Below are 12,799 nucleotides of genomic sequence, written 5' to 3' on the forward strand. Positions count from 1 at the left end.
ATATCAGAGGCCGAGGGGGTTTTCCTTGGCCAGCCTGTCGAATTTCATGAGCGTTGAAATCAGCGCGGGCATCTGCGCGAGGTGGATCATGTTGGGCCCGTCGGAGGGCGCGCTGTCGGGGTCTTCATGGGTTTCTATGAACACGGCGGCGACCCCGATGGCAACCGCGGCCCGTGCCATGACCGGCGCGAATTCGCGCTGTCCGCCGGAGGAGCCGCCAAGGCCGCCGGGCTGCTGCACGGAATGGGTGGCGTCCATCACCACCGGGTAGCCGGTTTTCGCCATCTGCGGCAGGGCGCGCATGTCGGCGACAAGCGCGTTGTAGCCGAAGGTGGTGCCGCGCTCGGTCAGCATCAGGCGGGTGTTGCCGGTGCTTTCCAGCTTGGAGATGACGCCGGCCATGTCCCAGGGCGCGAGAAACTGGCCCTTCTTGACGTTGATCGCCGCGCCGGTTTCGCCGGCCGCCAGCAGCAGGTCGGTCTGGCGGCAGAGGAAGGCGGGGATCTGCAGGACATCCACGACCCCCGCCACGGTGGCGCATTGGTCGGGGAGGTGCACGTCGGTCAGCACCGGCACGCCGAGCGTGTCCTTGACCGACTGCATGACCTTGAGCCCTTCGTCCATGCCGAGGCCGCGCTTGCCGGACATGGACGAGCGGTTGGCCTTGTCGAAGGAGCCCTTGAAGATGAACTGTGCCCCGGCTTCCATGCAGGCCTCGGCCATGGTGCCGGCGATCATCTGGGCGTGGTCGGTGCTTTCAAGCTGGCACGGGCCGGCGATGACCGTCAGGGGGCGGTCATTGCCGATCGTGAGGTCGGAAACTTCGACATGCGTCATGGGTTAGGACGATACCTGCTCTCTCAGAATGGACGCGGTGAGCGACACCATGAGGTAGATACCGGCAAAAATCAGGAACGCAACAACCGTGTTCTCGAAGGCCCGCGGATAGGAGGGATCTTGCGAAGCGACGGGCGTGACGCTGACCGTGAGGTAGCGGACCTGCTTGTTCGCCTCGATCTCGGAGGCGCGTTTCGCCTCGAGCGCGGATTGGAGGACGAGGTCGGCGGTGGCGAGGTCGGCCTGCGCCATCTGAATCTCGGCCGCCTGCGAGGCGAGCGAGGTGGAGCTTTCGGTGGCGTCGGTCAGGCGGGCGTTCTGCTTGGCAAGCTCGCGTTCCAGCACCTCGATCTGGCTGCGCAGGGCCTCGACCTTGGCGGCGTTGGGGCGGGAGTTGTTGAGCTGGGTGTTCAGGGCAAGCTGCTTTTCCTGAAGCTGCAGCTCGACGTTCTGGATCAACGCGCGGATATTGGCGACCTCGCCCTCGGGGTCGAGGATCGAGCCTTCCTGAAGGGTGACCAGCCGTTCCTGGGCGGCGCGGCGCTCGGCCTTGGCATCCTCGAGGCTGGCGACGGCGGTCTTGACCGCGTCCTGCCGCTTCTCCTGGCTGAGGTGGTCGACGCGTTCCTCGGCGTATTCGATGAGCTTCTGCGAGAATTGCTGGCTGACCTCGGGGTCGGCGGTGGACAGCTCCATCCGGATCACGCCCTCGGTCGGGTCATAGCCGAGCTTGACATATTTCTTGTAGATGCCGTAGGCGGCCTCGTTCGTGGCGCCGGGGTCGAGCCGCTGGATCGGGTCGATCCAGGACTGGCTGAAATGGTCGCGGAAGCCCACGTCCTGATCGAGGCGCAGCATGGCGTCCTTGGATTGCAGGTAGGACTGCGTGGCGATGGAATCCTGCCCGGTGGCGAAGGCCGTGCCGCTGAAGAGGCCCGAGGCGGGCGAGGAGCCGGCGGAGCCGTCGGCGGTGAGGATCAGGAATTCCGACTTGGTGGAGTACATCGGCGTGGCGATGTTGAAATAGTAGTAGCCGACGATGAAGGTCGGCAGGAAGACGAAGGCCAGCAGGCGCGACATGAGCAGCGCCAGCTTGCGGCGGCGGCGGCGGCCGATGTCGCGCTGGATCTGCATGATCTCGGAGGCGCGGCGCTCGGCCGGGGTGACCTCGGTCGAGGGGAGGTGGAACTGTTGCGCGGGCACCGTCTGGGGGAGCTGGATGCGCTCTTCTCCGCTCTCGGCGGGCTGGCGGCCGTTGGTGGTGACCAGCTCGAGGATGTTGGAGCGCTGGAACGGGTCGATGCCCTTGGCGCGCAGAAGGCGGACGGCGTCGAAATCGGAGGTGGGCGCGAGGCCGTGCTTCTGGGCCATGCGGCGGGCCATGCGAAGCTGGCGGCCGGTGAGGCCCTCGTTGCGGATGGCGTCGATATCCTGCGAGGCACTCATTTCCGCGGCGCTGGAGACCATGCCGGCACGGGAGGGGGGTTCCGTCGCCTCGTGGGAGGTGTCGTGGGTTTCGGTGCGCGGGGTGACGGGCGGCTCGTAATGCGCGCGCTCGTCGTCCTGCGGCCCTTGCGAGGGGGTGCGGGCGGTGTCCGACACCGGCCCGGCCTGGGTGGCCGGGGTGCGGCGGATGCGGAATTTCCTAGCCTTGGGTTTCGTAGTCATAGAGCTGTCTTGCCTCTTCCAAGGTGTCGAACATGTGAAGCTTGCCGTTTTTCAGGACGGCGGCGGAGCGCGCGAATTTCTCGAGCGTCTGCGGCTGGTGCGAGACGATCACCACGGTGGTGGTCGCCAGCCGCTCTTTCAGGATCTCGCCGGCCTTGCGGTTGAACTCGACATCGGTCGAGCTCGGCATGCCTTCGTCGATCAGGTACATATCGAAGTCAAGCGCCAGCATCAGCGAAAAGGTGAAGCGGGCGCGCATTCCCGAGGAGTAGGTGCCCAAGGGCTGGTCGAAATATTCGCCGAGGCCGCAGAGCCAGCGGCAGAACGCCTCGACATAATCGGGGTCGAGCCCGTAGAGGCGGGCGATGTAGCGGGAGTTCTCCATCGCCGAGACCTTGGTGATGACGCCGCCCATGAAGCCCAGCGGGAAGCTGATGCGGCAGCCGCGGCGGATCTCGCCCTCGTCGGGTTTCTCGAGCCCGGCCATCATCTTGATCAGGGTGGTCTTGCCGGTGCCGTTGGGCGCGAGGATGCCGAGGCTGCGGCCAAGCTCGACGCGGAAGGAGACGCGGTCGAGGATGACCTTGCGCTGGCTTCCCGTCCAGAAAGACTTGCTCACATTCTCGAATTCGAGCATCCAAGGGCTCCGGTGCTGCTCTGACGGCCCTGTTCTTGGCAGGGCTGCGTTAAGGCCTGAAAAGCCAACCTCGTGCTTCAGTATGTCCGAATTCGGGTGAATGTTTCAATAAATCGTGGCCATTTTAGGTCATTATGCGTCAAAAATCACGGGTGCGCACCGGGTTTTGTTTCCGTTGCGGAAAGATTGTGGCCCGGTGCGGGGGGTCAGGCGACGGCCTGCCAGGCGAGGCCCGCGAGGATGGCGCCGGTGATGGCGAGGCCGAGATAGGCGGCGAAGACGCGGGGTTTGACGAGCGCCCAGACGGCGATGGCGGCGGGTATGCAGCTGACGCCGCCGGCGATGACGAAGCTCATGGCGGCGCCGTTGCTCATGCCCTGGGCCAGCAGCGCGTCGACCAGCGGCACGGCGGCGTAGCCGTTGAGGTAGGCGGGGGCGCCGACGAGAGCGCCGAGGATGATGGCGCCGAGCCCGTCCCCGCCGAGGAGGCGGGCGATCATGTCGGCGGGGACGTATTCGAGCATCAGGGCTTCGATGACATAGGCCAGGGCCAGCCATTTCACGAGGAAGACGGCGTTTTCGAGGGCGTTCTCGCGGAAGGTGTCGCGGCGGTCGGCCTCCTGCCAGAAGCGCCAGAGGGGTTTGCCCTGGAAAGGTTTTTTCACGCCGCAGCAGCCGCCGATCTGCGGTTTTTCCCGCAGAGGGTCGGCGAAGACGGCGGAGCGGGCGGCGGCCATGGTGACGAAGCCGCCGAAGAGGCCGAGGCCGATGGCGGCGAGGGTCTTGGCGATGGCGAAATCCCAGCCGAGCGTGCCGGAGGTGATGAGGAACATCGCAGGGTCCATGATCGGCGAGGCGAGCCAGAAGGCCATGACCGCGCCGAGCGGCGCGCCGAGGGCGAGCATGGCGGCGATGAAGGGGATGACCTCGCAGGAGCAGAAGGGGGAGAGGCCGCCCAAGAGCGCGGCGAGGAGGATCAAGCGGGCCTGGCGGCCTTCGAAGGCGCGGGCCAGCAGCGTCTCGGCGCCGGTGGCCTTCATGTAGGCGACGGCCAGGACGGCGAAGGCGATGAAGGGGGCGGTGTGCCAGAGCGCGGTGGCGGTGAAGGTGAGGGTGGGGCGGAATTGCGCGGGGTCGAAGAAGGCGGTGAGCGCGAGGATGGTGACGAGGGCGAGCCAGGCCTTGTCGGTCTTCTGCCACCAGAGGCGGGCGGCGGGGAGGGAGATGTCGGTCATCGGGCGTGATCCGCGGGGTTGGGGCTGTCGGCGCAGCATTCGCGCAGGAGGAAATCGGCAAGGGCGCGCAGCTCGTCATAGGCGACGGCGGCGCAGATGATGCTGCGGCCCTGTTTTTCCTGGGTGACGAGGCCGGACTGGGCGAGGATTTTCATGTGATGGGTCAGGGTGGAGCCGGTGACGCCGGTGCGTTGGCCAAGTTCGCCGATCGTCAGCCCGTCGGTGCCGGCGCGGACGAGGGTGCGCAGGACGGCGAGGCGCTGTTCGCTGCCCAATGCGGCGAAGGTGGAAGCGGCGAGGGCGAGGTCGTGATCGGAGATGGGTGATTGTTTCATGATTCTAGAAATATCGAAGTATTTGCGTGTGGGCAAGGGTTATTTCGAGAATTGTCGAAACGTCCGCTCGTCACGCCCTTGCAGGCGTGCCTCGCTCAGGTCTCCGACGCGCGGGTGAGCGACAGGCGGGCGGTTTCGAGATGTTCCTTCATGATGTTCGCCGCACGCTCGGGTTCGCGGGTGCGGATGGCGTTCATGATCTGGCGGTGCTGGACGTTGTAGGTGCGGATGGTCTGGGCATCGAGGGTGAGGTGGCGCATGCGGGTCCAGTCATCCTCGCTCCGGACATTGCCGATCTGGTCGATGATCCAGATGAGCAGGCCGTTGCGCGTCGAATCGACCAGCGCGCGGTGAAACTCGGTATCGGCCTCGGAGAAGCCGACCGGATCCTCGGTGCAGGCTTCCATCCGCGTGCAGAGCTCTTCCATGCGGTCGAAATCGGAGTGGCGGCCGTGGAGGACGGCAAGGCGGCAGACATGGGGTTCGAGGGCGAATCGGGTGTCCATCAGTTCGAGCGGGGTGGCGTTCTCGATCGCGTCGGTGGTGCTTCGATCGGGTTTGTGGGCCACATATGTACCGCTTCCGGCGCGAATCTCGACATAGCCCTCCTGTTCGAGCCGGGTGAGAGCCTTGCGGATGGTGCCGCGGGCGGCGCCATAGGTCTCGGCCAGCACGCGCTCGGGCGGCAGGCGGTCGTGAAGCTGTAGATTTCCCTTGGAAATCTCGCGCCTGATCAGTGCCGCGATATCGGCTGCGCCGAGTTTCTGATCGCCCGGTGCGTTCATGCGCGCCCTCCCTCGATTAGTCCAAAAATATACCAAAAGGATGAAATTTCCAGCAGAAACTTACCTATTGGATCAAAAGTGGTTGACTTTTGGCCGACGCAGCGGAAAGCTTGTATCACGCGGTAAACCTCCGCGCCGGACGTATCGCGGACGGCAACACCTTTGTTTGGGAGTGCTTCGCATTGGCACATCTGGAACAAATGATCGGACGGGTCATCCACCCATGTTTACACGCGAAGCGTGCCGCAGGGAAGCTGCGCACCTCCCGGAAGGGTCGGGAGATGTACCGGACATGACAGGATTGGTTCACGCAACTTAAAGGCCAACGCCGCCGAACGGCATCAGACCAGAGGCGGCACAACCATCAGGGAGCAAGACAGTGGCTGAAATGGATATCGAGAAATTCGTCGAAGCGCCGGGCCGCGACGAGAAGATCAAGGAAGTCCGGAAGAAGATCGACGAGCTGGGGATCGAGTACCTCTACCTGCAGTTCGTCTCGGTCACCGGCAAGATCATGGGCAAGGGCATCCCGGCCGATCACTGGGAGCAGGTGGCCAAGAAGGGCTTCCAGCTTGTCTACGGCGCGACGATGAACCTGTTCCTGAACCGGGGCGGCGACTATCTCGGCTATGGCCCGGAAGCGGCGGAGCTGGTCGGTATCCCCGAGCCGGAAACCTTCATGCAGCTGCCCTGGGCGCCCGAGATCGGGCGGTTCTACTGCACGCTGTTCCGCAACCGCGAGGAAAAGAAGGATCCGGGCGGCTACCTGACCTCGGATTGCCGCGGCAACCTGCGCCGGCTGCATGACGAGTTCACCAAGAAGCACGGCACCAAGCTGCGGATCGGCACCGAGCCGGAGATGATGTGGCTGAAATTCGACGAGAACGGCAAGCCGAAGGACGGCTATTCCAAGCCCTATTGCTATCATATCGACCAGTTCGAGAGCCTGCGGCCGGTCTCGCTCCAGGTGATCCGCTACGCGCGGAAGATGGGGCTCGACATGATCCAGGGCGACCACGAGGACGCGCCCGGGCAGCTCGAGCTGAACTGGATGTTCGACGACGTGCTGCGCAATGCCGACCGTCTGACCACCTATCGCCAGATCTGTGCGCAGGTGGCGCGGGAGAACGGGATTTTCGCCTGCTTCATGACCAAGCCGTTCATGGGCGTGTCGGCCAGCGGCTGTCACCATAACATGAGCCTGTGGCGCGGCGGCGAGGACGAGTTCGTCAAGTGCGGCAACAACCCCGACGACCTGCCGGGGATGGCCGACAACTACATGTACGTGAAAGGCGGCGAGAACACCTTCATGCCCGACACGGACGACCCGCAGATGCCGGGCAAGGAAGGGCTGAAGGCGATCGGCGGCGTGGTGCATCACCTGCAGGCGCTGACCGCGATCGGCTGTTCGACGGTGAACTCGTACCGCCGGCTTTGGGATACGGGTTTCTGGGCGCCGGTCTTCTCTGACTGGGGCTTCCAGAACCGGACGACGGGCCTGCGGGTCTCGGCGCCGGGGCGGTTCGAGTACCGCTCGGTCGACTCGATGGTGAACCCCTACCTGATGGGGTCGACCCTGCTGGCGGCGATGGATGACGGGCTGGAGAACGATCTCGACCCGGGCAAGCCGGAGGAGCGCAACATCTACGAGGCGATGGAGCAGGGCAAGGAAGTGAAGAAGCTTCCGATGAGCCTTGGCGAGGCGCTCGACAAGCTGGCGGCGAGCGATGTCGTGCAGCGCGGCCTGCCGGGCGAGATGTACCGGCTCTACGACGAGTACAAGCGGGACGAGTTCGCCCGCTTCATGTCGACCGTCACCGAGTGGGACAACGAAATGTACATGGAGTGTCTGCCCTGAGGCATTCCATTCTCAAGGCGGCAGGTGACCCTCTTGCCTGCCGCCTTTCTTGAACAGCAACGCGACACCCAGACAACCAAAGGAGGCGCATCCAGATGTGCGGAATTGCTGGATTGATCCACAAGGGCAAGAGCGCAAACGTCGGGTCGGAAATGACCGCGATGTTGCAGGCCCTCAAACATCGCGGCCCGGACAGCACCGGTTACGCGGTCTATGGCGAGCCCAAGGAAGGCGAGTTCATCATGCGCCTCAAGGTCGCCGAGGCCGAGGACCGGGCGCGCGGCCATAGCGTTCACAAGCTGATCGCCGACCGGATCGCTTCGGTCGACGAGATCCTGGCCGAACACAATGTCACCGTGAAGTCGAAGGACGCGGCGACGGAATATGCGCTGCGCTACGTGCTGAGCGATATCGACGACACCGGCAAGCTGGCCGAGCGGATCGAAGAGACCGACGGCGTCGAGATCCTGTCCTTCGGCAACGGGCTGGAGCTGATCAAGGACCTGGGCGATGCCACGGTCGTGTCGAACCAGTACGGCCTGAACGAGTTCAAGGGCACGCACGGGATCGGCCACACGCGGATGGCGACCGAGTCGGATGTCGATATCAAGTCGGCGCACCCCTACTGGGCGTTCCCCTATAACGACGTGAGCGTGGTGCATAACGGCCAGATCACCAACTACTGGATCATGCGCCGCCAGATGGAGCGCAAGGGCCACCGGTTCATGTCGAACTGCGACAGCGAGCTGCTGGCGGTCTATACCGCGCATAACCTGGCCAATGGCGTGTCACTCGAGGACAGCCTGCGGCAGTCGATCGAGGAGATCGACGGGGTGTTCACCTATCTCGTGGCGACCAAGGACCAGCTTGGCATGGCCAAGGACACGATGGCGGCGAAGCCGCTGGTTCTCTACGAATCCGACGACCTGATCGCGATGGCCTCGGAAGAGGTGGCGATCCGGGCGATCCTTCCGCAGGAGATCGACACGACGGACCCCTACGACGAGGAGGTGCGGGTATGGCAGGCGTGAGACGTCACCGCGTCCCGGGCCTGACCCGGGACCTCGCAGGCCAGAGGCCCCGGATCAAGTCCGGGGCGGGCAGCACACCAGTCGCGAAGGGAGTTGAGACATGGCGGTAAGCGACGAAGACCTCAAGCAGATGACCCAGGAGGAGCGGGTGACCGCCTTGGGCATGCGCACCGAACAGCTGACGGGCAAGTCGCTGTATGTCGAGTTCGACCCCGATGCCGAGGAACGGTTCACCTATCCCTGGGCGCCGGATGTCGATTTCAACAAGCGCACCGAGCTTGATACCGACAAGATGACCACCACCGAGGTGAACAGCCGCATCCGCGAACTGATGCGCGAGGGCTATGGCACGATCGTGCTGCAGAACCCGCGCGGCAAGCACAGCCTTGGCGTGGGGATCCTGAGCAAGCTGAACCTGATCATCGAAGGCTCGACGGGATATTTCGGCGTCGGCCTGATCGACGGGCCCAACGTGCGGATCACCGGCCGGGTCGGCTGGTCCTGCGCCGAGAACATGATGGCGGGCACCGTGGTGATCGAGAAGAACGCCGGTTCCACCTTCGGGGCGGCGATGCGGGGCGGCGACCTTGTCTGCAAGGGCTCGGTCGGGTCGCGCACCGGTATCGACCAGAAGGGCGGCACGATCATCGTCGGTGGCGACACCGGGGCGCTCTCGGGCTTCATGATGCAGCGCGGGCGGATGGTTGTCTGCGGCAATGCCGGCAAGAACCTCGGCGACTCGATGTATGACGGGACGATCTACGTGGGCGGCGAAATCCGCTCGCTGGGGGTCGATGCCGTCACCGCCGAGCTGACCGATCTCGACAGGAAATGGCTGAAGCGGAAGCTGACCCAGTACGGGCTGATGCCCGAGAAGGGGGTGGATCACTTCACCAAGGTCGTGGCCGGCAAGCAGCTGTGGAACTACGACAATCTTGAGCCGACCGAGAAGAAATTGATCCTGTGACGTGTCACGGGATCACCCCGGACATGATCCGGGGTCTCGAGGAAACAGAGGTCCCGGGTCAGGCCCGGGACGGGATGACCGAGGCGGCGAACGCCGCATGTGAAAGGACACATTATGGCTGACGGAGATCTGCCACAGAAAAAGCCCCTGGGCCGCGACAATTACCGGCTGGGCGACAGTTTCATCTTCCCGCCCAACGTGATGGACGACATCCACATCAAGTCCGAGCTTGGCCGCTACCGGATGCGGGGGTTCTCGCTGTTCAAGAAGATCCCGCACTGGGATGACCTGACCTTCCTTCCGGGCACGCTGACGCGGTTCGTGATCGAGGGCTATCGCGAGAAATGCGAGACCAAGACGGTGATCGGTCCGCGCGCCAAGAAGCCGCTGGAGCTGGATATCCCGGTCTACATCACCGGCATGTCCTTTGGCGCGCTCAGCTACGAGGCGAAGACCGCACTGGCGCGGGGCGCCACGATGGCGGGCACGGCGACCTGTTCGGGCGAGGGGGGCATGATCCCGGACGAGCGGCGCTTCAGCTCGAAATGGTTCTACCAGTGCATCCAGTCGCGCTATGGCTTCAACCCGAACCACCTGATCCTCGCCGATGGCTGCGAGTTCTTCATCGGGCAGGGCTGCAAGGTTGGCCTTGGCGGGCACCTGATGGGTCAGAAGGTGACCGACCAGGTGGCCGAGATGCGCTCGCTTCCCGCGGGCATCGACCAACGCTCGCCGGCGCGTCACCCCGACTGGCTGGGCCCGGACGACCTTGCGCTGAAGATCCAGGAGATCCGCGAGGCGACCGACTGGCAGATCCCGATCCAGCTCAAGCTGGGGGCGGCACGGGTCTATGACGACGTGCGCATGGCAGTGAAGTGCGATCCCGACAGCATCTATATCGACGGGATGGAAGGCGGCACCGGCGCCGGCCCGCACCTTGCCACCGAGGATACCGGCGTGCCGGGCATGGCCGCCATCCGCCAGGCGCGGAAGGCGATCGACGACCTTGGCAAGCGGGGCGAGATCAGCCTTGTCTACGCGGGCGGTATCCGGAACGGGGCCGACGTGGCCAAGGCCATCGCGCTGGGCGCGGATGCCATCGCCATCGGCCATTCGGCGATGATGGCGCTGAACTGCAACAAGGATATCCCCGAGGCCAACTACCCCGAGGAGATCGGCGCGGAGCCGGGCTATTGCTACCACTGCCACACGGGCCGCTGCCCGGTCGGCGTGGCGACGCAGGACCCCAAGCTGCGCGAACGGCTTGATCCGGATGCGGCGGCGGAGCGGGTCTACAACTTCCTGCATACGCTGACCATCGAGGCGCAGCTTTTCGCGCGGGCCTGTGGCAAGACCTACATCCACTCGCTGGAGCCGGAGGATATTGCCGCGCTGACGATGGAAGCCTCGGCCATGGCCGGTGTGCCGCTTGCGGGCACCAACCATACCGTGGGCATCGCGGATTATCACCACTTCTAAATGGTGGGTTCGCACCCACCCTACGGGTTGACCGTGGGGTGGGACGACCCACCTTTCCGACAAGGAGACAGACAATGGCTGGAACACAGTACCGCGGCTCGGAGATCACCGATGTCGACCAGTTCCTGAAGGACGCCGACGGGCTTGGCTCGGAGCGTGAGAAGGAAATCGGCCAGCATATCGGCTATCGCTATGACGTGAACCTGGTGCCGGATTACGACCGGATCACGCCCTATCTTCAGAAATACATGGAGGTCATGGGCTGGGACGATCTGAACTGGCTGGAAGACGTGCACATGGGCTACGAGGAAGGCGCCCCTGCCGTGTTCGACCGGAACAACAACGGCTGGATCCGGGTGCCGGACACGCTCGACCTGCCCGACAACCAGCAGGACCGGGACATGATCGCGCGGGAGCTTCTTCTGAAGTTCCAGATGTCCGACCGGCACCCGCTGGTGGCGCTGCGCAAGGCTTACATGAAGTTCTGAAGCCCTGATGCCGCGCCCGCTCGATATCGCCTGTCTGCAGACACGGCCCCGGCCCGAATTCCGTTCGGCGCTGGACGAGGCCTTGCCGCTGGCCGACACGGCGGCGCGGGCGGGCGCGGATATCCTTTTCCTGCCGGAATATTGCGGCGGGCTGGCGACGGAAGGGGCGGCGGTGGCGCCGCCTTCGGCGCCCGAAGAAAAGCATCCGTTTTTGCAGGAAATGCAGGGGTTTGCGCGGGACCGGAAGGTGTGGGTCAACCTCGGGTCGATTGCCGTCGATGGGCCGGACGGGCGGATCATCAACCGCGGGTTCATGCTGGACGATGCGGGCGAGATTCGCGGGCGGTACGACAAGATCAACATGTTCGACATCCAGTTGTCGGAAACCGAGGTCTACCGCGAGAGCGCCCGGGTGAGCCCCGGGTCGAAGGCGGTGATCCATGACACGCCCTATGCCCGGATCGGGCACACGATCTGTTACGACCTGCGCTTTCCGGAGCTGTTCCGGACGCTGGCGCAGGCGGGGGCGGAGATATTGATCTGCCCGGCGGCGTTCACGAAGAAGACGGGCGAGGCGCATTGGCACGTGCTGAACCGGGCGCGGGCGATCGAGACGACGCGGTTCGTCATTTCCGCTTGTGCCATCGGCCCCGTGCCGGGCGGGGGCGAGAGTTACGGCCATTCGCTGGTGATCAGCCCGTGGGGCGAGGTGATCTGCGATGGCGGCACCCTGCCGGGCGTGGTGCAGGCGCGGATCGACCTCGACGCCGTGGCCGAGGCCGAGGGGCGCGTGCCCAGCCTTATGAACGACCGGCCCTTCACCCTTTCCAATTCCTCGCACAGGAGCGTGGCATGAGTTCGCTGGCCTCTCAATTCGGGCAGAGCTTTTCCGACCACCCGCTGCGCATGGGGTTCCTGCGCTGGCAATGCCGGGTGCGGCAGATGGCGATGCGCGACAAGGACGGGCGGCCGGATGATGCGATCATGCCGGAGGTGTTCCTGCCGGGGCAGGACGAGCCGCTGGGCGCGGTGATCACGGTGATGAGCAAGGCGCCGGGCTATTCGGTGACGCCGGAGCTGGAGCACATGGCGGCCAAGACCAACGACCCGGCGCAGCGGCGCGAGCAGGCGATCCGGTTTCTCGCGGCGGGGTATTACCAGCAGGCGGCGGAGTTCTCGGACATCCTGACCGCCACCTTCCCGCCGGATTCGCCCGGCGCGGCGCAGATCCACGAGGCCGGGCGCTGTACGCTCGTCTTCGAGGCGTATTCCCAGCGGTTCGAGCTTGACTGCAAGGTCTGGCGGCTGGCGCCGCACAACCTTCTGCACAAGGCGACGATGGCGCATAACCGGCTGTTCAACCCCGGCATTCCGGGAGACACGGTGGTTCTGGGCTTCGAGCCGGACTGGGAAAACAGCACGTCGGACCCGAAGATCGCCTGACCTGAACGGCGCGCCTTGCGGCGCGGCCGGTTGGTT

Annotated in this window: 13 protein-coding genes; 7 read left to right on the top strand and 6 right to left on the bottom strand. The window is 64.7% G+C overall.

Annotated features, from left to right (window positions below; genetic code table 11):
- Nucleotides 1–3: 3 nt before the first annotated feature.
- From kdsA to RLN94_RS12250, 6 genes are all read right to left on the bottom strand, one after another.
- Nucleotides 4–837 (bottom strand): 3-deoxy-8-phosphooctulonate synthase, encoded by an 834-nt coding sequence (gene kdsA, locus RLN94_RS12225; protein ID WP_350128589.1) that lies wholly within the window; start codon nt 835–837, stop codon nt 4–6.
- Nucleotides 838–840: 3 nt separating this feature from the next.
- Nucleotides 841–2,505: a KpsE/RkpR family capsule polysaccharide export protein gene (locus RLN94_RS12230; protein ID WP_350128592.1), complete on the bottom strand. Its 1,665-nt coding sequence runs from the start codon at nt 2,503–2,505 to the stop codon at nt 841–843.
- Nucleotides 2,483–3,142, bottom strand: coding sequence for an ABC transporter ATP-binding protein (locus RLN94_RS12235; RefSeq protein WP_300891239.1), 660 nt, complete (start codon nt 3,140–3,142; stop codon nt 2,483–2,485). Before RLN94_RS12235 ends, RLN94_RS12230 begins: the two co-directional genes overlap by 23 nt.
- A gap of 206 nt (nt 3,143–3,348) precedes the next feature.
- Nucleotides 3,349–4,377 (bottom strand): permease, encoded by a 1,029-nt coding sequence (locus RLN94_RS12240; protein WP_350158618.1) that lies wholly within the window; start codon nt 4,375–4,377, stop codon nt 3,349–3,351.
- A complete protein-coding gene (locus RLN94_RS12245) occupies nt 4,374–4,712 on the bottom strand; it encodes an ArsR/SmtB family transcription factor (RefSeq protein WP_350128599.1) in 339 nt (112 codons plus the stop codon). Before RLN94_RS12245 ends, RLN94_RS12240 begins: the two co-directional genes overlap by 4 nt.
- A 95-nt stretch (nt 4,713–4,807) precedes the next feature.
- Nucleotides 4,808–5,497: a FadR/GntR family transcriptional regulator gene (locus RLN94_RS12250; protein WP_350128602.1), complete on the bottom strand. Its 690-nt coding sequence runs from the start codon at nt 5,495–5,497 to the stop codon at nt 4,808–4,810.
- 388 nt (nt 5,498–5,885) lie between these two features.
- Here RLN94_RS12250 and RLN94_RS12255 point away from each other — a divergent pair, with 388 nt between their 5' ends.
- The 7 genes from RLN94_RS12255 (at nt 5,886) to RLN94_RS12285 (ending at nt 12,763) form a co-directional block, all read left to right on the top strand.
- Nucleotides 5,886–7,355, top strand: coding sequence for a glutamine synthetase family protein (locus RLN94_RS12255; protein ID WP_350128748.1), 1,470 nt, complete (start codon nt 5,886–5,888; stop codon nt 7,353–7,355).
- 95 nt (nt 7,356–7,450) lie between these two features.
- Complete coding sequence (locus tag RLN94_RS12260; RefSeq protein WP_350158619.1) at nt 7,451–8,386, top strand: class II glutamine amidotransferase domain-containing protein; 936 nt, start codon at nt 7,451–7,453, stop codon at nt 8,384–8,386.
- Nucleotides 8,387–8,486: 100 nt separating this feature from the next.
- Complete coding sequence (locus RLN94_RS12265; RefSeq protein ID WP_350128608.1) at nt 8,487–9,353, top strand: GltB/FmdC/FwdC-like GXGXG domain-containing protein; 867 nt, start codon at nt 8,487–8,489, stop codon at nt 9,351–9,353.
- Between the two features lie 114 nt (nt 9,354–9,467).
- Nucleotides 9,468–10,832 (top strand): FMN-binding glutamate synthase family protein, encoded by a 1,365-nt coding sequence (locus RLN94_RS12270; protein WP_350169034.1) that lies wholly within the window; start codon nt 9,468–9,470, stop codon nt 10,830–10,832.
- Nucleotides 10,833–10,906: 74 nt separating this feature from the next.
- Nucleotides 10,907–11,320, top strand: coding sequence for a hypothetical protein (locus RLN94_RS12275; protein ID WP_057816268.1), 414 nt, complete (start codon nt 10,907–10,909; stop codon nt 11,318–11,320).
- Nucleotides 11,321–11,327: 7 nt separating this feature from the next.
- A complete protein-coding gene (locus RLN94_RS12280; protein WP_350128612.1) occupies nt 11,328–12,176 on the top strand; it encodes a carbon-nitrogen hydrolase family protein in 849 nt (282 codons plus the stop codon).
- On the top strand, nt 12,173–12,763 hold the full coding sequence (locus tag RLN94_RS12285) for a hypothetical protein (RefSeq protein ID WP_350128615.1): 591 nt from the start codon (nt 12,173–12,175) through the stop codon (nt 12,761–12,763). Before RLN94_RS12280 ends, RLN94_RS12285 begins: the two co-directional genes overlap by 4 nt.
- Nucleotides 12,764–12,799: the final 36 nt, after the last annotated feature.

This window comes from Roseovarius sp., assembly GCF_040223625.1.
GTDB lineage: Bacteria > Pseudomonadota > Alphaproteobacteria > Rhodobacterales > Rhodobacteraceae > Roseovarius.